19 protein-coding genes are annotated in these 24,512 nt (G+C 38.2%); 10 read left to right on the top strand and 9 right to left on the bottom strand.

Annotated features, from left to right (window positions below; translation table 11 throughout):
- Positions 1-71 precede the first annotated feature (71 nt).
- From CA265_09860 to CA265_09845, 4 genes are all read right to left on the bottom strand, one after another.
- Positions 72-1,685 carry a peptidase S8 gene (locus tag CA265_09860; protein ARS39935.1) on the bottom strand — a complete coding sequence of 538 codons (1,614 nt, stop codon included), beginning with the start codon at positions 1,683-1,685 and terminating at the stop codon, positions 72-74.
- A gap of 223 nt (positions 1,686-1,908) precedes the next feature.
- Positions 1,909-2,505 carry a hypothetical protein gene (locus CA265_09855; GenBank protein ARS39934.1) on the bottom strand — a complete coding sequence of 199 codons (597 nt, stop codon included), beginning with the start codon at positions 2,503-2,505 and terminating at the stop codon, positions 1,909-1,911.
- A 58-nt stretch (positions 2,506-2,563) separates the two neighbouring features.
- Complete coding sequence (locus tag CA265_09850; GenBank protein ID ARS39933.1) at positions 2,564-3,010, bottom strand: GNAT family N-acetyltransferase; 447 nt, start codon at positions 3,008-3,010, stop codon at positions 2,564-2,566.
- A gap of 179 nt (positions 3,011-3,189) precedes the next feature.
- A complete protein-coding gene (locus tag CA265_09845) occupies positions 3,190-3,681 on the bottom strand; it encodes a YajQ family cyclic di-GMP-binding protein (GenBank protein ID ARS39932.1) in 492 nt (163 codons plus the stop codon).
- A gap of 76 nt (positions 3,682-3,757) precedes the next feature.
- Here CA265_09845 and CA265_09840 point away from each other — a divergent pair, with 76 nt between their 5' ends.
- The 3 genes from CA265_09840 (at position 3,758) to CA265_09830 (ending at position 7,429) form a co-directional block, all read left to right on the top strand.
- Positions 3,758-4,387, top strand: a complete 630-nt coding sequence (locus tag CA265_09840; GenBank protein ARS39931.1) for a hypothetical protein — start codon at positions 3,758-3,760, stop codon at positions 4,385-4,387.
- A gap of 100 nt (positions 4,388-4,487) precedes the next feature.
- A complete protein-coding gene (locus CA265_09835) occupies positions 4,488-6,548 on the top strand; it encodes a polyphosphate kinase 1 (GenBank protein ID ARS39930.1) in 2,061 nt (686 codons plus the stop codon).
- Entirely contained in the window at positions 6,548-7,429 is an 882-nt protein-coding gene (locus tag CA265_09830) for an exopolyphosphatase (protein ARS39929.1), read from the top strand. Before CA265_09835 ends, CA265_09830 begins: the two co-directional genes overlap by 1 nt.
- A 653-nt stretch (positions 7,430-8,082) precedes the next feature.
- Here CA265_09830 and CA265_09825 read toward each other — a convergent pair.
- From CA265_09825 to CA265_09805, 5 genes are all read right to left on the bottom strand, one after another.
- Complete coding sequence (locus CA265_09825) at positions 8,083-8,436, bottom strand: hypothetical protein (protein ARS39928.1); 354 nt, start codon at positions 8,434-8,436, stop codon at positions 8,083-8,085.
- Positions 8,437-8,440: 4 nt separating this feature from the next.
- Positions 8,441-9,166: a 6-phosphogluconolactonase gene (locus CA265_09820; protein ARS39927.1), complete on the bottom strand. Its 726-nt coding sequence runs from the start codon at positions 9,164-9,166 to the stop codon at positions 8,441-8,443.
- 101 nt (positions 9,167-9,267) lie between these two features.
- On the bottom strand, positions 9,268-10,782 hold the full coding sequence (locus CA265_09815) for a glucose-6-phosphate dehydrogenase (GenBank protein ARS39926.1): 1,515 nt from the start codon (positions 10,780-10,782) through the stop codon (positions 9,268-9,270).
- Positions 10,783-10,812: 30 nt separating this feature from the next.
- Positions 10,813-12,228: a phosphogluconate dehydrogenase (NADP(+)-dependent, decarboxylating) gene (locus CA265_09810; GenBank protein ID ARS39925.1), complete on the bottom strand. Its 1,416-nt coding sequence runs from the start codon at positions 12,226-12,228 to the stop codon at positions 10,813-10,815.
- Between the two features lie 86 nt (positions 12,229-12,314).
- Positions 12,315-13,073 (bottom strand): chromosome partitioning protein ParA, encoded by a 759-nt coding sequence (locus CA265_09805; GenBank protein ID ARS39924.1) that lies wholly within the window; start codon positions 13,071-13,073, stop codon positions 12,315-12,317.
- A 164-nt stretch (positions 13,074-13,237) separates the two neighbouring features.
- Here CA265_09805 and CA265_09800 point away from each other — a divergent pair, with 164 nt between their 5' ends.
- From CA265_09800 to CA265_09770, 7 genes are all read left to right on the top strand, one after another.
- Complete coding sequence (locus CA265_09800) at positions 13,238-14,458, top strand: sterol desaturase (protein ID ARS39923.1); 1,221 nt, start codon at positions 13,238-13,240, stop codon at positions 14,456-14,458.
- Positions 14,459-15,108: 650 nt separating this feature from the next.
- Positions 15,109-18,264, top strand: coding sequence for a SusC/RagA family TonB-linked outer membrane protein (locus tag CA265_09795; GenBank protein ARS39922.1), 3,156 nt, complete (start codon positions 15,109-15,111; stop codon positions 18,262-18,264).
- 10 nt (positions 18,265-18,274) lie between these two features.
- Entirely contained in the window at positions 18,275-19,738 is a 1,464-nt protein-coding gene (locus tag CA265_09790; GenBank protein ID ARS42948.1) for a SusD/RagB family nutrient-binding outer membrane lipoprotein, read from the top strand.
- Between the two features lie 28 nt (positions 19,739-19,766).
- Positions 19,767-21,323 carry a hypothetical protein gene (locus CA265_09785; protein ARS39921.1) on the top strand — a complete coding sequence of 519 codons (1,557 nt, stop codon included), beginning with the start codon at positions 19,767-19,769 and terminating at the stop codon, positions 21,321-21,323.
- A 66-nt stretch (positions 21,324-21,389) separates the two neighbouring features.
- A complete protein-coding gene (locus tag CA265_09780; protein ID ARS39920.1) occupies positions 21,390-22,799 on the top strand; it encodes a metallophosphoesterase in 1,410 nt (469 codons plus the stop codon).
- 13 nt (positions 22,800-22,812) lie between these two features.
- Positions 22,813-23,715, top strand: a complete 903-nt coding sequence (locus CA265_09775) for a glycerophosphodiester phosphodiesterase (protein ID ARS42947.1) — start codon at positions 22,813-22,815, stop codon at positions 23,713-23,715.
- A 26-nt stretch (positions 23,716-23,741) separates the two neighbouring features.
- Positions 23,742-24,437, top strand: a complete 696-nt coding sequence (locus tag CA265_09770; GenBank protein ARS39919.1) for a sialate O-acetylesterase — start codon at positions 23,742-23,744, stop codon at positions 24,435-24,437.
- Positions 24,438-24,512 lie beyond the last annotated feature (75 nt).

Here is a 24,512-nt window from a genome sequence, read left to right as displayed (position 1 = left end):
AATATCGTAAATAAAAAATGCGTCCCAATTTTACATCGGGACGCATTTTTTGTTTAATCACTATCTTTAAATTATTTAGCAACGGCCTTACCATTGTAAGTTGCTGCTAATTTTAGGGCATTATAAGTATTTACGATTCCGCCACTAATACAAAGGTCAGAGAAAGGAACAGAAATTTTTTCTGCGCCAGGTTCTTCACTTTTAGCATATTCTACATTATGGTTAACCTTTGTTACCGATTTAACAATAATTTCTTTCACCTGGGCAGCCGTTAATTTAGGGTAATAAGAGCGGATTAATCCCGCTAAACCCGCTACAACAGGAGAAGCCATACTTGTACCGTCTAAGTTTTTGTATTTAGAACCAGGTACTGATGAATAAATTTTAACTCCCGGCGCAAATACATCTACCTGCGTTTTACCATAGTTAGAGAAACTGGCTTTAAGTGTTTCATCATCTTTAGGACCCGATGCACCCACGGTTATCCATGAAGCAATGGTTTTTTCATCTAAATCTTTGTGATTAGGGAAATTACTTTCTACATCGATGTTTTTGTTTTCGTTACCGGCAGCCTGTACAATCAGTACATCTTTTTCAACGGCATATTTCATCGCTTCGTTAACAACTTCTTTGTTCTCGGTATAAGGCTTGCCGAAACTCATGTTAATTACCTTAGCACCATTATCAACAGCATAACGAATTGCGTTTGCAACATCCTTATCTCTCTCATCACCATTAGGCGTACAACGAACACCCATAATAGCCACATTATCCGCCACACCTAAAATGCCCAGTTTATTTGTTCTGTCGGCGGCGATAATACCTGCTACGTGCGTGCCGTGCATGGCATCAGGACCAGCTATATCATTGTTTCCATAAAATTTCTCCTTAACATTGTTCGGTTCATCGCCCACAATAGCGCGTGGATCGTAGTCGAGATTTAAGTTATAATTAACCTGGCGGCTATAATAGTCAAAGCCTTCTGTAATCTGCTCTTCATAAAAATCTTTAAAGGTATTTTTTCCTAATTCCTCAATTACTACCGCTTGTACCCGGGCATCAACATCGGTAACTGGTTTAAAATTTTTAAAGTCGTCAAGGCTAGGATCTTGCTTGCCAATTTTTTTGACTACTGCATCAAGCGCTGCTTTGAAACCTGTTAACCCTGCCAGATTTTCTTTAGCTTCTGCCAGTTGCTTTTCTAAATCAGCTCTCTGTGCTTTAAATACAGCAAAGTCCTTTTTATCTTTTTCTGCAACATTTGCATCAGTGGTATTGGCAAAACGGTCTTGATTACGGCGTACTAAACGCGTTAACTCCAGCGTTTCAAAATTTATAGATTCTTTTGGGCCACCAATAAAGTTCCAGCCGTTGATATCGTCGATATAGCCATTTTTATCATCGTCTTTGCCATTACCCGCTATTTCTTTGGTATTAACCCACATTATCCTTTTTAAATCCTCGTGAGTAGCTTCAACACCGCCATCATTCACGGCAACGATCACTTTAACAGATTTTTTCCCCTTTAGAAGTTCTTTATATGCTTTTTCGGTACTGATTCCGAATGTACTATCGGTTTTAAGATCAAGATTTTGCCAATTTGCTTTTTGTGCATGGACTAAAGTTGGTACAGCACTGATGAGCGCGACACTTAAAAGCGCGCTGAAAATTCTACTCTTATTCATTTATGTATTTTTGTATTAAACGGCGAAAGTTAATTTTAATTTCTTTTTAGAAAGAAATTGTATTAAAAATGATGTCTTTCACACATTTTGTTCAGTTATACGGGGCTAATAGAAAATCGTCATCTCGACCAGAGCAATCTATTCACACAGATTCAGCTTCGCTGAGCACTATGTGGTGCTCGACTTCTCTCGAAATAACGATTTATCTTTATTGAAAAACAATCTATTTTAAGTTCGCTACAATCTTTTTGGCCATTTCATCGTGCAATTCGATTACCTTCAATGTATTACCAGCCCAGGTTTTAATGGCCTGATCGCGGTTCTGCATGCCGAGTTTAAACAAGTTTATTGTTTTTTCATGATCAGTAACCATCATTTGCATATAATGTTGATCAAAGGCTGTACCGGTTATTTTCTTCATTTCATCCAGGTGGATTTGATCATCTGCAGGCAAGGCATCGGGGGTAATTACCTTTTTGTTTATGGCCAAAGCTTTTAATTCTGTATTGGCTTTCGTATGATCGGTTAACATTTTGGCTGCAAATTCTTTTACCTCAGCACTTTTGGCATTGGTTTGGGCAATTTTTGCTGCTTCAACTTCCATAATGCCGCCAACAGCTGCTTTTCTTAAAAAAGTTGCTCCAGCCTCATCAACACCCGATTCGGTGCTTTCGGAGCCTGTAACATGGTTGCCGTTTACCATGTTGGTATCTCCAGAAATACTGTCTTTAGTGGTAGCCGATTTTTTATCAGCGGTTTGACAAGCTTGAAAGGAAAGCGCTAAGGCAATCCCGGCGGACAATAAAAATATCTTTTTCATGTTTTCTCTATGTTTTATAGGTTTAAAAACAAGAGCGTTGGAAAAAGGTTTTTTTTATCTATTCCGGGTCTTGGTTATATATGTTTGGAATCACAATACCCATTTGATTTTCCGGGTTTTGGATAGGAGAGAAGCCAAATTGCGTATACAGGCTATGCGCATCTAAAGTAGCGAGCTGGTAGCGCCTTAATCCTTGTAAATCCGGGTGGAAAATCATAAAAGACATCAGTTTTTTCGATAAGCCCAAGCCACGGTAGCTTTCTTTAATGTAAACATCGCAAAGCCAGGCAAAAGTAGCCTTATCCGTTACCCAGCGTGCAAAACCCACTTGCTCCTGATCTTTATAAATACCAAAACAAAGCGAATTTTCTATAGAACGTTTTACGGTATCCAGCGGAATACCTTTTGCCCAATACGATTCTACACTTAAATAATGGTGTATGTCATCGATAACTAAAAGCGCTTTTTTATCAGAAAATATAAATCCGTTTTCGCTGATTTCCATGTGAATTAATGATTGAATTTTGAATGATTGTTTTGCTGTCAAAATCCGTAATAGCATACACTGCTTAATCGGTCAGTTATTTGGCTGGTTAACGATTGAAATCGGTTAAGTGCTTAATCGTGTCGAATTATCTAACAATTAACCAATTTCAACTTTTATACAATTAACCAGTTTAACACCTAGTTACGCATGTTGATATACTGAAGCGGTTGACCAAAATCTTCGTTTCTGCACAGGTTGATTACTGCTTGCAGATCGTCGATTTTTTTTGCAGTTACGCGAACCTGATCGTCCATAATTGAAGGTTGAACTTTTAAACCGCTGGCTTTGATTTTCGCCACCACTTTTTTAGCAGCCTCTTTGTCTAATCCTTCTTTAATGCTGATTTCTTTTCTGATCATGTTGCCCGATGCCTGATGCTCGTCGCCAAAATTTAAACTTTTCGGATCTAAATTCTGTTTCATCATCCGCGAAATGATTGAACCTTCTATTGCTTTTAAGCGCATATCATCTTCAGTAACAATGGTTACCACATTTGTTTTTTTATCCAGATCGATCGTGCTTTTCGATCCGTTAAAGTCGAATCGGTTAAGAATTTCTTTTTTAGCATTGTTAATGGCGTTGTCTAATGTCTGCGCATCAACTTTACTTACAATATCAAAAGAAGGCATGGTTTTAGCTTTAAAGTAAAAAAATAAGTAGATTTAATAGAAATTAATCCATTCTCACAAAAAAACGAAAAATAATATGAAAACCACTAAACCGAAGTCTCAAAAAAAGATCACAAAGAAAGAAGCTAAAAAACAACTGGAGCAATCGATCACGGATAAGTTCTTAGATGTGATTAAAAGTTTAGGTCATGATGTATCGGAAATTAGCGCGGAGGTGGGTAAGGCCAGCAAACGGGTGGCTAAAAAATTAACCAAAAAATTTACCATCGTAAAAGCTGATGTGGGACAGAAAATTGATGATTTGTTACATGCATCAAAAGAGAAAGCAAAAGCAGCAAAAAAACCAGTTGCCAAAGCGGTAAGTAAGTCTGAAAAATCTGCTCAAAAAGTGGTTAAAAAAGCGGTTGCAAAGGCTAAACCAGTAGTGCAAAGCATTAAGGTTGCGGCAATAGAAACAGAAGAAAAAGCCGAGAAAGTATTGGCAAAACCGGTAGCAAAAGCAAAAGAAGCGGTAAAGGAGGCTACAACAGTTGCTAAAAAAGCGACAAGTACAGCGGTTAAAGCTCCGGCAAAGGCCGCTGCAACAGTTAAAAAAGCGGTAACTCCGGCTGCTACACCTGCAAAAGCAGCAACAGTTGTTAAAAAGACGGTTGCTAAAGCTACACCTGCAGTTAAGAAAGAGACAAAAACACCTACTAAAAAATAAATTTGTTAACGTTAACGTGTAGATGAATTAACATCGATTTAACAAATTAATGTGCAGTTTTGAGCATCCCTGTTTTGGCAGGGATTTTTTATTTTTTTAAATGAGTAATAAAAAGATTCCATTTTTTAACCGCGAAATCAGTTGGCTTTACTTTAACGAACGTGTACTGCAAGAAGCTGCCGACGAAACAGTTCCGCTGATTGAACGGATTAAATTTCTATCTATATTTTCTTCAAATTTAGAGGAGTTTTATCGTGTGCGGGTAGCCACTATGACCCGGTTAACCAATCTGAACGATAAGGCTAAAGCACTTTTGGGATTTAACCCAAAGAAAATTCTGAACGAGATTAAAAACATTGTTGTAAAACAGGAAAGAAAATTCGATCAGCTTTTTCAGGCTACGCTAATTAACGAGCTTGCCCAGAACAGGATTTTTATTTTAAACGATACCCAACTGAATGTAAGCAGGGGCGAGTTTGTTAAAAATCATTTCAGGGATAAGATTTTATCTAATCTGGTTCCCATTATGCTGGATATGGATAAGCCTTTTCCAGAGCTGAAAGACCGGTATCTTTATTTTTTTGTTAAACTTTCGAAAAAAGACACAAAAGTTAAAGAGAAATACGCGCTCATTGAAATTCCACCGAATTTGCCGCGGTTTTTGGTATTGCCGGAAACAAACGACCTAAAATTTATTATTCTTGCCGAAGATATTATCAGGTATTGCTTAGATGATATATTTTATGTTTTTACCTACGATAATTTAGAGGCCTATTCGATCCAGTTAACACGGGATGCCGAATTGGATATCGATAAAAATATCAATGATAAATTTATCGAGGATTTAAAAAGCAGTTTAGAAAAACGCAAAAAAGGAAAACCCATGCGTTTGCTTTACGATTCGGCTATGCCTTTAAACATGCTTACTGTACTGGTGAATAAGCTTAAGCTTGAGGCTGAAAGTTTAATTCCGGGTAACCGTTACCATAAGTTTGGCGATTTTATTGCCTTCCCGAATGTGGGTAAAAAAGAACTGGAATATGCGCCGAATGTGCCATTGAAAGTGCACGATCTGCACAGAACCCAGAGTATGTTCAATAGAGTCGCCCAGCGCGATTATTTAGTGAATTTACCCTATCAATCGTACGATTATATCATTTTGTTCTTGCGAGAGGCCGCAATTGATCCGAAAGTAACTGACATACAGATTACCTTATACCGGCTGGCAGAAAATTCGAAAGTAATCAATGCCTTAATCAACGCTGCTAAAAATGGCAAGGCAGTTTCTGTTCTACTGGAACTTAAAGCCCGTTTTGATGAGCAGGCCAATATTTACTGGACCAGTCGTTTAATGGAGGAGGGTGTTAAGGTAAATTACGGTCTAACCGATTACAAAGTACATTCTAAAATTTGTTTGGTTAAACGGATCGAAAAGGATAAACCGGTGTACTATGCAAACTTAGCAACCGGGAACTTTAACGAGAAAACTGCAGGTTTATACTGCGACCATAGTATTTTCACGGCAAAGAAAGAGATCACCAACGATCTGGTCAAACTTTTTGATGCGTTAAGCAAACGTACCGTAACCAAGGGTTTTAAACACCTGATTGTTTCCCCACTGGAGAGCCGCTCGAAACTGGTCAATTTTATCAACCGCGAAATCCGAAATGCCAAGCAGGGTAAGCTCGCTTACATCATGCTGAAAGTAAATAGTTTAGCGGATGAAGGGATTATTGCCAAACTTTACGATGCGAGTAATGCCGGGGTTAAAATCCAGCTGATTATCCGCGGAATTTGCTGTCTGGTGCCTGGGGTAAAGGGCTTTAGTGAAAATATTACCGCCATTAGTATTATCGATAAGTTTTTGGAGCATGCCAGGGTTTATATTTTCGGTAATAACGGTAAAAACGATATGTATTTGTCTTCTGCCGATTTAATGAGCCGGAATTTCGAACACCGTGTTGAAGTAGGTTTTCCGGTACTTGATCATGATGTTAAACAGGAGATACAGGATATTATCGATCTGCAGCTGCAGGATAATACCAAATCGAGGCAAATTAATGCCTTAAACAATAATAAATATCACAAAAACAGATTAAGTAAAAAAATAAGGGCACAAGTAGATATTTATAACTATTTAAAAACCAAGCATCAATCATAATGTTAAGATACGCAGCTATAGATATCGGTTCGAATGCAGTGAGGTTACTCATTGCTGATATTAGCAAACAAGACGGAAAATATAAATACAAAAAGAACACCCTTATACGTGTGCCACTCCGACTGGGAGATGATGCATTCTTAGATCAGTATATTTCAGAGAAAAAATCTGCTGATCTGATCAAAACCATGACCGCTTTTAAGAATCTGATGGATGTTTATCATGTTTCTGAATATTTGGCTTGTGCAACCTCTGCAATGCGCGAGGCCCGTAATGGGGAAGATATTGTCAAACTGATTAAAAAGGAAGCGGACGTTACGTTAGAGATTATTGAAGGACAACGGGAAGCGAATATTATTTATGCTAACCATATTGAAGAAGAGTTAGATGAAAATAAAAACTACCTGTATATTGATGTGGGTGGGGGTAGTACCGAGTTGTCTGTTTTTGTAAAAGGTGCTCCTGAAGCTTCAAGATCTTTCAATATCGGTACCATTAGGATGCTCGATAATCAGGATAAGGAAGAAACCTGGGAAGAGATGAAAGATTGGGTAAAAGAACATACAAAAGATTATAAACATCTGGCTGGCATCGGTACAGGTGGCAATATTAATAAGTTATTCCGCATGTCGGATGAGAAGGAAAATGCGCCTTTATCATTACAGAAATTAAATTCGATGTATAATAAATTAACCAGTTATTCATTGAAAGAAAGGATTAATACCCTGGGTTTAAACCCCGACCGTGCAGACGTAATTATCCCGGCCTGCGAGATTTATTTAACCTTAATGAAGTGGACCGGTATAAAACAGATTTATGTACCTAAAGTGGGGATGGCTGATGGGATTATTAAGTTGTTGATAGAAGAGAAACTGGATTAAAGACAATTTCCGTTCACGAAATCGTCATTGCGAGAAAGCTTTTCAGCCGACGAAGCAATCTTTGTTGCAAACTTTGGCAAATTAGGAAAGATTGCTTCGTCGTTCCTCCTCGCAATGACGACCATATATAGTGTCAGATGTTTCCATCTGAAACCTATTCTTCTTTAAAGCGTAGGATGGAAACATCCAACAGCAATCCTAAGGGTAATTTCTGCACGAATCGTCATCCTGAACTTGGTTCAGGATCTTTTTAATCATGGAAATTACCACAATGCATTATAGACCCTGAAATAAATTCAGGGTGACGCATCTAGTTTAATCGATTTTGGTGCGGTGTCAGATGTTTCCATCTGACACCTATTCTTCTTTAAAGCTTAGGATAGAAACATTCGTCATCCTGAACTTGTTTCAGGATCTTTTGAATCATGAAATTACCACAATGTATTATAGACCCTGAAATAAATTCAGGGTGACGCATCTAGTTTATGATAGCTTGTTTCATGATTTTTTGTGAAGGAAAATTGAATTTATCTATATAGATTTCTCCATTTCGCTGCGCTTTAGTCGAAATGACGGATATGGTAATAAGATAGTTGTACCAAACTTTGCGGTCTCTGCATCTTCCTCCGTGTACGCTGTGGTTAAAAAACGCGTTACTCCATAGCCAGTCTCAAAAAAGCTTTCACTTCATCATTTATATCTTCCGGAAAGAAAATCCTTAAATGGTGGTTGAACTGATTAATCCCTGGTACCTGGGCAATTTTAGTAAAGCAAAGATTGTCTTCATATGGTTGGTCGAAGGGAATAACTACATGAATAAAGTTCTTTCCCAATTGTGTAATATAAGCAAATTGCGTTTTTGATTCAAGCGCAATCATGGATTTGGTTGGCCTGAGCTTTATCGCTCCAAATTCGCCCAATTGGTCAATAAAAAAACGGAATAACCCTAAGGTATATTCCGTTTTTCCGTTTAAAAAGTCTGATAAATGTTTTTCTTCAGACATCATCACTTTAGTCTTCTAATAATTTTGTGGCCGCCTCATCGGTAAACCAGGTTAATTTTCCATCAATAGGATCAATTAACTGAGAAGGGTAAGTCGATACATCTTTTTGCTCGTCGCCAATAACATGTTTTAAGGCTTCGGCTTTATTTTCGCCAAACACCAGGAACGCCACATTATCTGCCTTGTTAATTAATGGTGCGGTAAAGCTAATGCGATAAGTATCTAATTTTTCTACGTATACCGCTGCAACGTTTACTTCTTCATCTTTAACCAAGGTCGTATGCGGAAAAATCGAAGCGGTGTGCGCATCATCACCCATACCCAAAAGGATCAGATCGAAAACAATGTCTTCGCCATTAAAATGTTTGTCGATTGCTTTTTTATATTCAATAGCCGCTTTTTCAGGAGCCAAAGTGGTATCAACATAAAAAATATGGTCTTCTTTAATGCCCAGCGGATCTAAAATGGTTTTCTTGGCCATTAATCCATTGTAGTTATCATCATTGGCCGGAACATTACGCTCATCGCCAAAGAAGAAGTATACTTTTTCCCAATCAATTCTGTGCTGCCCTTCGGTAGCCAGAAAATGGTAAAGTGCTTTAGGAGAACTGCCGCCGGTAAGTACGAAATTGAAACGGTCGTTTTCTTCGATAGACATTTCTGCAATTTTGATTACATAATCTGCCAGATCCTGGTTTAGTTCTTCTAATGTTTTGTATATGAGTAGATTCATTTTATCAATAATAAAGTCGTCACGCTGTCCCGAATTTTCGGGATTCGCATCTATCTCGAATAAGACCCTGAACTAAATTCAGGGTGACGACCGGGTAAAAATTATTCCTTATTCTTCAACGGCAGGTTAAACCAGTGGAAACCATCTCTTGCGATAAGTGCTTCAGCTTCTTCTGGTCCCCAGCTATCGGCAGGGTAATTAGGGAAATTGATTGATTTTTTGCTTTCCCATGTATTTAAAATTGGCATCACCAGTTCCCATGCCGCCTCTACCTGATCGCCGCGCATAAACAAGGTTTGATCGCCCATCATCGCATCCAATAATAAGGTTTCGTAAGCTTCCGGGGTATCACCCTCGTAAGTTCCTTTATAATCGAATATCATATCAACAGGGTTTAATACCATGTCTAATCCAGGTCTCTTAGCTTGTACCTGCATGCGGATACTCATTTCCGGCTGTATGCTGATCACCAACCTGTTTTGCTGCCAGTTTTCGGTTACACCTGATGAGAAAATCTGATGTGGAACATCCCTAAACTGAATGGTAATTAAAGATGATGTCTGGTTCAGGCGTTTTCCAGTTCTCAAATAGAAAGGAATTCCCTGCCATCTCCAGTTATCGATATGGAATTTAACTGCTGCAAAAGTTTCGGTATTAGAGTGTGCATCAACACCTTTTTCCTGACGGTATCCCGGAACTTCCTTACCTTCAACCCAGCCTTTGCTGTATTGGCCGCGAACCGTATGAAAACGGATATCTTCAGCAGAAAAAGGACGCATCGCTCTTAAAACCTCCACCTTACGGTTCCTGATTTCATCGGCATCAAAATTAATTGGTGCTTCCATTCCAACCAAGCAAAGCAATTGCAAGAGGTGATTCTGGATCATATCTCTCAAAGCACCAGAACCTTCGTAGTAACCTCCGCGATCGCCTACACCTAACTGTTCGGTAACCGAAATCTGAACGTGATCGATATAAGACCTGTTCCATAACGGCTCGAACAATGCATTGGCAAAACGGAAAGCCATCATGTTTTGTACCGTTTCTTTACCTAAGTAATGGTCGATACGATAGATCTGTTTTTCAGTAAAAATGGTACTTAATAATGCATTGAGTTCTTTTGCCGATTCTAAATCATGACCAAAAGGTTTCTCAATAACGATGCGGCTATTGTCTTCATCTTGCGTAAGTTTATATTTTTGTAAACATTCCGCAATAATCGGGAAGAAGTTAGGGGCAACAGCCAGGTAGAAAATTACCTGTGTACCTGCGCCGTATTCTTTTTGATATTTATCGACAGCTGCTTTAAGATTTTCGAAAGTTTTTGGCTGGGCAAAATCGGTAGGGCAATAATGGATGGTATTTCCGAAATCGTCCCATTTATCTTTTTTAACTTTTCCGCTTCGCGAAAACTCGTTCACAGCCTCTTCTAAAGCCGTTTTGTAACTATCATCAGTAAATTCAGTTCTTCCTGTACCAATAATAGCAAACTTATCAGGCATGTAACCCTCCATAAATAAATTATATAGGGCAGGTGCTAATTTTCTTTTATTTAAGTCACCTGTTCCACCAAATATTACAAAAATGGTAGGGTTTAATGCGGTTTTGGTTTTCATTTTATGTTCTTGTTCGTAAGTCTAAATAGTTTATGATAATTTATTCCAGTCGGCATGAAAAACACCATCTTTATCAATACGTTCGAAAGTGTGTGCACCAAAGAAATCTCTTTGTGCCTGGATTAAATTTGAAGGCATGCGGGCCGTTGTAATGGTATCGAAATAGGTTAGGGTAGAGGCAAATGCCGGAATACCCAGTCCTGAATTAATACACGCACTGATTGTTTTGCGTGTGCCCGGCAAAGTACCTTTGATGATGTTCTGGATACCTGCATCACCGAATAAATGCTCCAACGCATTGTTTTTATCGTAAGCCTGATAAATATCTTCTAAGAATTTAGCCCTGATGATACAGCCTCCACGCCAGATTTTGGCAATTTCCTGTAATTGTAAGTCGTATTGATATTCTTTTGATGCCTGAACGAGTAAATGCATCCCCTGTGCATAGGCACTGATCATAGAGAAGTAAAATGCATCTTCCAGTTCATCAACAGTCACCGCTATTTTAGTATCTTTTTTACCAAACGCTTCTTCTAAAGAAACCCTTAGTTTTTTGAATTTAGATAAATCGCGGTTAGAAACAGCTTCGTTAATTGTGGGTACCGGTAACTGCAGTTCCATTGAAACTTCTGAAGTCCATTTTCCGGTTCCTTTTGAGCGTGCTTCATCTTTAATCTGATCTAAAAGATCGTTTTGTGTTTCGGTATCTTTAAAAAGGAAGATTTCGGCAGTAATTTCCAATAAGAATGATTGCAGTCTGCCTTCGTTCCATTTTTTAAATACCTGATATATTTCGTTGTTAGAATAACCTAAACCATTTTTAAGGATTCCGTATACCTCAGCAATAAGCTCCATAATGGCATATTCGATTCCATTGTGCACCATTTTAACAAAGTGACCAGAAGCACCAGGGCCAATGTAAGTTACGCAAGGATCGGTTCCAACTTTAGCCGCTACAGCGTCAAAAACGTCTTTTACGACGTTATAAGCTTGTTTATCGCCACCTGGCATCATACTCGGACCAAAACGTGCACCTTCTTCGCCACCAGAAATGCCCATTCCGAAGAAATGCAGACCATCTTTTTCCAGTTCGTCAACACGGCGGTTGGTATCAGTAAAATGTGAATTTCCACTATCGATAATAATGTCACCTTTGCTTAAAAGCGGTTTTAATTCTGCAATAACGCTATCTACAATTGGTCCGGCTGGTACTAATAAGATTAACGTACGTGATGTTTGTAAGCTGGAAATAAAGCTTTCAATATCGTCAAATCCTTCTAAGTTGTGTTTTTTGCCTTCTTCTTCAAGTTTCGAGATCATTTTTCTGTCTTTATCGTAACCTGTTACAGAGAAGCCTTTATCAGCCATGTTTAATAATAAGTTCCGGCCCATCGTGCCTAAACCGATCATTCCCAATTTATATTTTTTCGAATCGTTATTTGCCATTTTTTATTTTTTCTAATGCACCCAAAATTAGGGTTTACAAATTAATATTGCAGCTATTGTTGTTAAAAGATTGTAATAATGGTTAATTATTTTTTAGGTTCAACCGTAAAGATGTTGTACTTATCGGCCAGTTTCCAGAGTTTGGCACCGCCTTTAATTCCATCTCTGTTGGTTACAATTTTAATATTGCTTTCCAGTTTAAAGTCTATCTGTTTCGAATTGCCACCTCCAATATATAAGGTATCATAATTGAAAACCGTTTTATAGATTTCGATTAATTTTTTAAGCCTTTTATTCCAGCGCTCCGTGCCGATTTTTTCGAAGGCCTTGTTTCCGATATAATCGTCATAATCTTCTTCTTTGCTGATCGGGAAATGTGCAAGCTCCAGATGCGGCAATAACTCTCCATCAAATAATAAAGCCGTTCCGAAACCTGTACCTACTGTGAAAACGATTTCGAAACCTTTGCCTTCAACCACACCAAGGCCCTGTTGGTCAGCATCATTTACCAAACGCACTGATTTACCCAGCTCGTTGGCCACACGCTGCGCCAGATCAATATCTGTCCATTTATTTTTGGCCAGGTTTGGCGCGGTTTTAACAATACCGTTTTTAACGTAACCTGGAAAACCGATCGACACACGATTATAACTGTCGGGGAAGGGCTTAATCAATTCAACAATACCAGAAACAATGTCTTTCGGAGTAGCCTCAGGTGGGGTTTTGCTTTTTAAATATTCAGTAAGCATATTTCCGCTTTCATCCAAAAGAACCGTTTTTATACTCGTACCGCCAATATCGATCGATAATATATTGTTGTTTTCAGCTTTTTTCTTTGTAGCCATAAGGGTGTATTTATAATTTCGAAGTTCTACAAATAAATTAAAACGACAAACATTAAATCAAGATCGAAGTAATTTAGGTGTAATAATATATTCTATAAAATCTATGTATTTAATAGAATATATTTAAGTTTGTTCCGTTAAACTTAAAAAAGATCTAAATTGTTATGACGGTAAACTACCTTGCTTTTGCTATTCCAGCATTTTTTATTTTTGTATTTATTGAATTTAAGATCGCCCAGCACCAAAAGAAGGCGAAAATTTTTAAATACGAAAGTACAGTTGCGAATTTTAGCGTAGGGATTGCCGAAAGGTTGCTGAATTTATTTATTGCCGCCAGTTTTTATCAGGTGTACGATTGGATATATATACATTATTCAATTTTCGATATTTCTACCAAGTGGTATGTATGGATATTACTACTGCTCTCAACGGATCTTGTTTGGTACTGGTACCACAGGCTGGGGCACGAAATTAATTTTTTGTGGGCTGCACACATTGTGCATCACCAGAGTGAAGAATTTAATTTATCGGCGGCGGCAAGAATTACGACCATTCAAGCCATTTTCCGCAATGTGTTTTGGTGTATATTGCCATTAATTGGTTTTCATCCCAATATGATTATTACCATACTTTTAGCGCATGGAGCCTATTCATTTTTTACACATACGCAATTAATCGGCAAACTTGGCTGGCTGGAAAATATATTGATTACGCCTTCCTTACATGGTGTGCACCATGCCTCTGACGAAAAATACCTGGATAAAAACTACGGCGATGTTTTTGTTTTCTGGGATAAATTATTTGGTACTTTCCAGGCCGAAGAAGAGGCGCCAAAATATGGTTTAACACATCCTATTAAAAGTTATAGTTTCCTGTGGCAGCATTTCCACTACTATTTAGAAATAGGAGAGGCATACAGACGTGCAAATGGATTCAAGGCCAAGTGGAATGCGATTTTCGGAAGCCCTGCCTTGATGGACCAGAACATTCGTCCGATTTTAGAAGAACGGTACTTTCAGCATAAAAAACAGGATCTTGCTAAACCGAAGTTTAAAACCTACTTAAATATACAGTTGATCCTGGTCGTTGCCATGCTTACGGGTGCTACTTTATTTTATAGTGCTTTAACATCATTCAATAAAGGTGCAATACTTGTGTTTATACTGGTTACCTTAATCAATATAGGTGCTCTTTTAGAGCAAAGAAGATGGATTTATTATTTGGAGTGCTTCAGACTGATTTTGATTTTTGCCTTCTTTTTCTACACTTTTAACCTGGTACCGTTTTTAATATTCCCGGTAATTGTTTTGATTGCGCTGGAACGGACATTCTCTTTACGTAAACTTTACATGAAGCATGTATTTGAGTACGTAAAGGCAGGTTAATCATGTTTCTTTATCTTTCGGTTTTGATTGACATACAAATGTTACAAGATAATGTTTCGTTTTGTTGCTCTATTCATTTTGTGAATGCCTGGGCTTGTAATAAAATTATTACGTGACGCGTTGACACTGATCATCCCGTTACCTAATAAATTCTTTTATCTTCTCTGTTGAGTAAATAAGCCATTATTTGCTGGGTTCGTATATATTTCGAATATTCCTTTCTGTTTGCAATCATCGATATTTCTGTCTGTTTAAACATTCAAATAAAAAATATTTCTTGGTGATTTGTTTTATTGTTTTTAGTTTCGATTTGTTTTGTTAATTTTAATTAACGAAATATATAGTAAGTTAAACCAAATAAATCGCAACCTAACAGGCTTGCTTTTCAATACGTTAATGCTTGCTTAATATATTTTTAACATGAACAGGCTTACTTTGCCCGCAAATCCGGACAAAATAAATCAAACACATGAACCCTATTACTAACCGGATATACTATAATAATTATGATCAAAAATTTTACTCAACAGATTTCGTGGTATCAGTGCTTTCTGCATGTAAAGCAAAACAGTCCCGATAATCATCAAAAGCAAAACTGCACTTTTTTTAGGGGTAAACTAAAACGCTTTAGCCTTTTGGTATGTGCAATAATGATGCAACTGATTTGTATTAATGAAAGTTTTGCGCAAACTCCGGTACAAAATATTGTAATTAAAGGAACCGTATTGGATAATCAAGATGGACAAATATTGATTGGAACAACAATAACAGATAGCAATAAGAAGTTTTTGGGCGTATCTAATGATAAAGGAGATTACACCATCACAATTGCAAAGGGCACTACGGTTCTTTATAATATGATCGGTTATACAAGCCTAAGCAGAACATTTAATAATAACGAGAACAATGTGATCATTAGGCTTAGTTCTTCTACCAGTCAATTAAACGAAGTGATCGTTACGGCCCTTGGGATAAAACGTGAAGAGCGGGCATTAGGTTATTCTACTACCACCGTAAAAGGAGAGGCTTTAACCAGCGCACTATCCAATAACTGGACCGATGCTTTATCTGGTAAGGTTCCAGGCTTAAATTTAGTAAGATCTAATGGTGGACCTGGAGGCTCTAACAAAATAATTTTACGTGGTGAAAATAATCTTGGTGGCGGAAACGACGCTTTGATTGTAGTAGACGGTGTTGTAATCAATCAGGGAAGTGGCAGAACAACTGGTTATGGTGGCTCTGGTTATCTTGCTGATGAAACACCAGTAGATTATGGAAGTGGTTTAGGAGATATTAATCCGGAAGATATAGAAGATGTGACGGTACTGCAAGGCCCTGGTGCAGCGGCTTTGTATGGACAGAGAGGTGCAAATGGCGCCATTGTAATTACCACTAAGTCTGGGAAGAATACACAGAAAGGAATTGGTATAACCATTAACTCTAACACAGTGATGGAGACCATTAACAGGTGGCCTGATTTGCAGTACGAATACGGACAGGGAGTTGATGGTGACAACTATTATTCTTACAACGCATCTGCAGATGGTGCGAGTACACGAAGTACAAGTTCTGCCTGGGGGCCAAAATTCAATGGTCAGTCTTATTTTCAATATGACCCAATAACCCACACGCAGGCAACTACAAGAACGCCATGGGTACCTTATGTAAACGACTCGAGGAACTTTTTCGAAACTGGAAGGACTTACACCAATAGTGTTACGCTTTCTGGAGGTAATGATAAAACCACTGCGCGGTTTTCTGCAACTAATGTGAACAACAGCTGGATTATTCCTAATACGGGTTACGAAAGGACTTCGATTGCTCTATCTGTTAATCAGAAAGTAACAGATAAGCTTCAAATTGCAGCTAAAGTTAATTACAATAATAAAACGAGCGATAACCTACCGTCTACCGGATACAATAACCAGTCTATTATGTATTGGTATTTATTCTGGGAGCCGAATGCAACGATTGATTGGTTAAAAGATTATTGGCTACCCGGCAAGGAAAATATTTCACAAAGTTATCCCTTTAGCAGTTTTCCTGATAATCCATATTTGATTGCAAATGAGATGTTAAACGGCTCGAGAAGAAATGGTTTAACCGGAAATATTTCGGCTACATATAACTTCACAAAAAATTTAAGCTTAACCGTAAGAACATCTTTAGATTTATCTCAGGAACAACGGACGCAACAAAGACCTTTCGATACCGAGAAGTACAAAAAAGGAATGTACCGAACCCAGAGCATCATTTCTCAAGAAATAAATAGTGATTTCTTGTTAAGATACCAGAAAAAGTTAGGGAAAGATTTTGATATTTCTGCTTCAGTAGGCGGAAGCATGCTAAAAAACAATTACAATAAAGATGAAAACAGAGCCGACTCTTTGCTCTATCCAGGTGTTTATTCGCTGGCAAATGCAGCAGGTGTAATTGTACCATTTCCATTTAGAAGTCAATACAATATTAACAGTTTTTACGGATTACTGACGGCAAGCTACAAGAACTTCTTGTATTTAGATGTTACTGGCCGTAACGATTGGAACAGTGTTTTAGCCACACCAACAGCGACAAATAATGTGTCTTTCTTTTATCCATCGGTTAATTTAAGTTTTATAGCATCAGAAGTATTAAAACTTCCAAAAGCATTTTCATATGTGAAAATAAGAGGGTCGCTAGCTGGGGTGGGTAGTGGAGAAACCACACCATATAAAACATCTTACACTTATAACCCGGTACCAAATTACTCCGGTGGTCTGGCTAATCCAACAACATTGCCCAATACCGATTTAAAATCATTATTTACCACCAGTTACGAAGGGGGATTGGAAATTAAAATGTTCAACAATAGATTAGGTATCGATATCGCTGCATATAAAGGAAATACCAAGAACCAGATTCTGTCTTCAACTGTAGATGCCTCCTCTGGTGTAAGAAGTGTAATTGTAAACGCAGGTTTGGTTACAAACAGCGGTATTGAGATTGCATTAGACGGAACACCAATAAAAACCCGTGGTGGCTTTAGCTGGAACATTACCGGAACATTTGCAGCAAATAAAAATACTGTTGTTGAATTAACACCTGGTTTAGACCAATACATCCTCCAAAATGGACCTGGCAGCAGGGGTGCTATTATTGCACTTCCAGGGGGAAGCATGGGCGATTTATATGGCAGGGGTTATGAGAAATCTCCTGATGGGCAAATTGTTTATGATGCTAATGGCAACCCGATTATTACTACTGATATGCAATATATTGGTAATACCAATCCAAGATGGAAGGCCAGTATTGCCAATACATTTAAATACAAACAATTCTCATTGAATTTTATGTTCGATTCGCAATATGGTGCAGTGGGCTACTCTTTATCTGCAGCTGCATTAGCAGAACAAGGTAAAACGGTAAACACCTTGCCAGGTCGTTATAATGGTATTATAGGGAATGGCGTTCAGCGCAATCCTGATGGTTCTTTCCGTCCTAATGATGTGATCAGTAAGGATGCAACCACTTATTATACAGCTCATTATGGACGCGATAACGTAGAAGGAACTACTTATTCTACTGATTACTTAAAACTGAGAGAAGCACGTTTAGATTATACTTTTAAACCTAAGTTTTTAAGTAGAATTGGATTAACAAGAGCAGCAGTAGGCGTTTATGGCCGTGATTTATGGGTGTTAACCAAGTGGCCATTGTTTGATCCTGAATTTGGAACATTAGGAAACGGAGATATCAATAAAGGCTTTGAATATGGCCAATTTCCATCAACCAGATCTTTCGGGTTCAATTTAGTAATTGGCATTTAAATTTAAAACAATGAAAAATAGAAAATACATATATCTAATACTTTTGTTCGCTACAACTGTATCAATAATGATGCCTTCGTGCAAAAAGGACTTTAGTGAAATTAATACGAATCCAAATACGAGTGCTTTCGCATTACCGCAAGCTCTATTGGCACCGGCTATTACCGATGTTGTAGTTGCCAACATGAGCAGAAGCCAAAGAATCACCAACGAACTGATGCAGGTTACTGTAAATATGGGCGATACCGAAGGAAAGATATTCAGGTACGAAGTTAGAACAGCGGAAGCCGATTATCTATGGAACTCGTGGTATACCGAATTGACGAATTTTAAAGACATCTATAAAGGTGGAGAAGATAATTTAAATACTTCTTATCAGGCCTTATCTCTAATTTGGCAAGCCTACACTTACTCCTTATTGACCGATACTTACGGTGATATACCATTTTTAAATTCTAATAAAGCTAAGGAAGGGATTTATACCCCCAATTTCGATCAACAGAAAGATATTTATCCGGCTTTATTTTTAATGCTTGAACAGGCAAATGAGTTTTTAAAAGTTGGAAATGCTACCGGTAATGCCATTACATCGGCAAGCGATCCTATTTACGCTGGAAACAGAGATAAATGGAGAAGATTTGGAAATAGCCTTTACTTAAGGTTATTGTTGAGGGTTTCGGGAAAGGCCGAAACAAATGCAATAGCTAAAATCAAAGAAATTGTAGATACCAAAGCATCAACGTATCCAATTATGGCCAGCAACGATGATTCTGCGGTTTTAAGATGGAGTGGAACAGGAGCTTATGTATCGCCATTTGTTCCATGGAGAGATGGAGATTGGTATGGCCCAAAATTAGCCAGCTTTTTTGTTGATAACTTAAATGAAAGAAGTGACCCGAGAATTCAGAAATGGGCTTCTCTATACCAGGGTGATTATCAAGGTATACCAAGTGGTTATCCCTCAGGACAGGCACCAGAAGGTAAGTCTGCCTTTCCGGTTTCATTAAAAGCCGAACCACTGTTGGGGAATATTATGAATTATTCTGAATTGCAGTTCATTTTAGCAGAAGCAGCAGTTAAAGGATGGATCACAGCCAAAACTCCTCAGGTTTATTACGAAGCCGGTGCAACTAGTGGAATCACTTTTTGGGGTTATACCTTGCCCGCCAACTATTTAACCTTCGACAAAGTAAAGTGGGATAACAACTATACTTTAGACCAAAAGATGGAGTTAATCCACATTCAAAAATATTATGCTCTGTTTTTTACGGACCTTCAGCAATGGTTCGAATTTAGAAGAACTGGTCATCCGGTACTGCCAAAAGGCGCTGGTTTAAACAATGGAGGTGTTATGCCAGCAAGGCTGAACTATCCTGTATATGTGCAATCTGCCAACGGAGAGAATTATAAAGCAGCCGTAGCTGTTCAGGGAGCAGATAACATTAATACTTTAGTTTGGTGGCAAAGGCCATAAAAATTGCATTTTATAAAGAGATAAGTTTATGAAAAATAGATATTTATACATTTACATAACCGCTGCCATTTTAGCTTTCGCTGGATGTAAAAAGCATGATTTTGCTGCAGGAACAGTGAGTACAATTACCTATATCGAAGACATAAGAAGCCTGTATAAAGGCACAGATCTGATTATTGATAAAGAATCACTTACCGGAGCTGGTTCAATTACCGGGGTAGTAATTTCTAACATCGATTCAGGAAATGTTCCACAGAAAACGGTAGTGATCCAGAGTACAAGAAAAGGCAGGATACGAGGTTTGGTATTAAATCTTGAAAATCCTTCAAGTTATAAGCCGGGCGATTCTCTGCTTATAAAAGTTGAAGGAAGTTCTCTTAAGCGTGTGAAAGGATCATTACAAATTAGCGGACTTACAGATGCATCAATTGCGAAGATTTCTTCTAACAACAGAATCAATATACAAACTGCATCCAGTTATAACATTGTGCTTAAGCCAGATGAATATGAAAGTACATTAGTGCAAATAAAATCTGGCTTAGTTAACCCTTTGCCAACTTTTGGAGATAACTTTATTGGAGACAAGAGCATTGTAAATGGCGCAGATAGTATAATCTTGCATACTGAAGCAACGGCTAATTATGCAAATACCGAGCTTCCTGCCGGTGCTACATTTACAGGGATTGTGTTCATTAATAATGAAATTTCAAACAGAACACCAATTCAGCTTTGGCCCAGGGTATCAACAGATATTACCGAGCGTGTAGCCCCACCAAATCCAAATGGCCCAGGTTTAGGCGTTTTCCCAGTGGTGATAACCGGTATTGTAGCTGATGCCAAAGGTGGTGATGGGAACTATGAATATATTCAATTCAGAGCAACAAGAGATATAGATTTTACCAAGAATTCACTTTCAGTTATTACCTGTACGAACGCAGGTACTGCTGCTCCCTATGTAGGCACTGCACCAGCCGGAGGTTGGGCAACCGGGGGTGGAAGAACTTATAAGTTTAATTTAACCAGCGGCACCGTAGCAAAAGGAGAGTTTTTCTATGTTGGAGGTAGCAATCAACGTATTAACGGGGCCAACTCTACGTCATTGAGTACTTCAAAATGGATCAGATCTATTGCTTATGTGACCAATGATGGTGATGGATTCGGTTCTAAGAATGGCGGTATATTCCCTAATAGCGGTAATGCTGGTGGGGTAGCGGTTTTTGAAGGAACGATCATAAATGAAGAATCTGTTCCTCTGGATGTAGTCTTTTTTGGTGGTACAAGTAAAACAACGCTTTTCAATAGTGTAGATAATTATGGTTACCGTATCGTTAAAAATGATCATTACAATCCAGTTGATCCGGCAACCTCTACCGCTCAGCCTTTCTTTTTCCAGGGCACCAATCAATATATTATTCCTCATGCTGCAGTAGCAGATTTAGGCTTGTTTTTGAAATTAGGCGGATCGTATAATGCGACAACAAAAACCTGGACTACTGCAAGAGGAGCAGTGTATTATCAAATGTCGTTAACCACTCCGGTAAGTGAAATTGAATCAGGAGCTGATGTTACTCAAGTAACCAATTAATCTAATGGTTCTCATCCATTACTGCGGATGAGAACCATTGATTTTGAATCCACATCTTTAATATCAATGAACAGAAGATCCTTTATACAAAAATCAACCTTATTAACGACAACCTTATTTGTTAGTTTAAAATCGTTTCCATCATCATTATTCTCGGTTGATGGTTTAGTGAGCGGAACAGTCACCAGCAAAGGTAAAGCTGTTGCCGGTGTGGTTATTTCTGATGGATACAGCGTGGTGCAAACCGATAAAAGCGGTAATTATGAAATTAAACTTCACGAAATGGCCCGTTTTGTTTGGATCAGCACACCATCTGGTTACGAATTTAAAACCGAAAGCAGCATTGCACGCCATTATTATAAGCCAGACACTGCTGGTAAATTAAACTTCGATCTTAAACCGCTAAAACAAAACGATAACAAACATAATTTTATCATTTGGGCCGATCCTCAGGTAAAGAACAAAAAAGATGTTCAGCAGATGATGGAAACGTCTGTTCCTGATACAAGAGAAGTGGTTAAAGGGATGGGAAAAACTCCTGTTCATGGAATCGGTGTAGGGGATCTGGTTTGGGATAATTTTGATCTTTTTCCTGCATACGATGAAGCAATTGCTAAAATCGGAATTCCATTTTTCCAGGCGCTAGGCAATCACGACCAGGATTACAGACAAGGCGGTGATGATACTTCCGATCGTACCTTTCAGGCACATTACGGACCGACTTACTACTCTTTTAACCGAGGCAAGGCTCATTATGTGGTTTTAGATGATGTACGTTATTTGGGTGTAGAAAGAACTTACGATGGTTACATTAGCCCAACACAATTAGCATGGTTGGCTAAAAATCTGCAGCTGGTGCCTAAAGATGCACTATTGATTATCTGTCTGCATATTCCGGTACACAATTCCGTTAAAAATAACGATGATTTTTATGCTGTACTAAAAGATTTCAAAAACGTTCATATCATGTCGGGACATACGCATTTTAATAAAAATGTAATCAGGAACGGCATTTACGAACATAATCACGGTACCGTTTGTGGTGGCTGGTGGACCGGTCCGATTTGTGAAGATGGTACACCGCGTGGTTATGGCGTTTATGAAGTAGATGGAACGGATTTAAAATGGTATTATAAATCGACCGGGAGAGACCGCAAAGCGCAGCTTGATATTTATGTAGATACTTTAACCAATCAGAAAAGATTAATTGCCAATGTTTGGAACTATGATCCTGAATGGAAGGTTGAATATTTCCTTGATGGCAAAGCAATGGGCGCATTGGCACAACAAGATGGTTATGATCCACTGGCAGTTAAGCTCTATAAAGGCGATAAGTTGCCAAATCCGAGACCATTCGTAGAGCCAAGATCAACAGACCATTTGTTTCTGGCGCATTTCGAGCCATCGGTTAAAAAAGTGAAAGTTGTTGCCACCGACCGCTTCGGTGAAAAATTTGAGGCAGAAATTAATGCTTAATCCATCCAATCATATGAAACTTAATCCATCGGCAATTTTATTTACCTTATGCGTTGCATGTGCAGCTCCATCATTTAGTCAGGAAGTTAAATTTCCGGCATTTAGTGCAGAAGCACATCGTGGCGGGAGAGGACTGATGCCCGAAAACACCATTTTGGCAATGTTAAACGCCATGAAAATAGAAGGAATTACCACTTTGGAAATGGATACCCATATCTCTAAAGATGGTAAGGTCGTTGTAACACATGACGATTACCTGAGTCCGGCATTTATGCTTACACCAGATGGGAAGGATATCCCTGTAACAGATGCTAAAAAATATCCGGTTTTTGGTATGAACTATGCCGAAATTAAACAATTCGATCTCGGTACTAAATATTATGATTTATTTCCTCAGCAGAAAAAAGAAAAAACACACCTTCCTTTACTTGCTGACCTGATTGATGCTGTTCAGCATGATATTAAAGCTCATAAACGTCAGCAGTTTTTCTATAACATTGAAACTAAATGTAGTGTGAGTGGAGATGGGATCACCAACCCTAAACCTGAAGAATTTGTTAAACTTTTAATGGATGTGATTTTGAAGAAAAAGATTGCTGATTTTGTGGTGATTCAATCTTTTGATAAAAGGACAATTCAGATTATCCATGAAAAGTACCCAAAAATGAAAACTTCCTTTTTGGTGGCCAATAAAAAAACATATGAGGAGAATATGGCCGATTTGGGTTTTAAACCATTTATTTTAAGTCCGGTTTGGCAAATGGTAAATGAAGATCTGATTAAAAAAGCACATGCAGATGGCGTAAAAATCATTCCATGGACAGCCAATACTTTAGCCGATATTCAGAAACTAAAAGCGTTAAATGTTGATGGTATTATTTCTGATTACCCGGATATTTTAGTTCAGTCAAAATAGTATTTTCGGCTTTATAAAAATACAAAATGAAAGCACTTTTAAATAAGCTATTAATAACCGCTGTTGTATTTACCCTGGGGTTAACAACGGCGATGGCTCAGACGGTAAAATGGGATAGCACCTATCGTCCGGGGAAATATGTTGAGCTCGTGGCTAAGTTTAAAGCCGATCCGAAGTCAAAAAATGATTTCGTTTTTTTAGGCAACAGCATTACTGCCGGAACCGACTGGGCTAAACTTTTAGATCTTCCGCAGGCAAAAAACAGGGGGATTTCTGGTGATATTACTTTTGGCGTTTTAGAACGTTTGCAAGATGTAATTGAGGGTAAACCAGCAAAGATTTTTATCCTGATTGGAATAAATGATATCTCCAGGAATATTCCGGATAGTGTGATTTTAGGCAATTATAAAAAAATGATTGCCCGGATCAGAAAGGGATCGAAGAAAACAAAGATTTATTTCAATACACTTTTGCCTGTGAATGCTGCTTTCGAAAAATTTAAAAACCATTATGGTAAAGACGAACACATTCTTTGGTTAAATGATGAAATCAGAAAGTTTACTGCTAAAAATGTAACGGTAATCGACCTGTATCCTAATTTTACTGACCAGGATAAACATTTAAGGGCTGAGCTTACCAAAGATGGTTTACACCTTATCCCTGCCGGGTATCAGGTTTGGGCTGACTTTCTTAAGCAGTCTGGTTACTTAACTGAGAAATAATATGATTAGAAAGAAGTCAAGTTTTTTGAAACTTGACTTCTTGGGAGAACTATAAAATAAAAACAGGCTGTGTCT

It is taken from the genome of Sphingobacteriaceae bacterium GW460-11-11-14-LB5 (assembly GCA_002151545.1).
Classification (GTDB): Bacteria; Bacteroidota; Bacteroidia; order Sphingobacteriales; family Sphingobacteriaceae; genus Pedobacter.
Note: the sequence above shows the minus strand (reverse complement) of the source record. Positions and strands in the feature narration are given on the sequence as shown.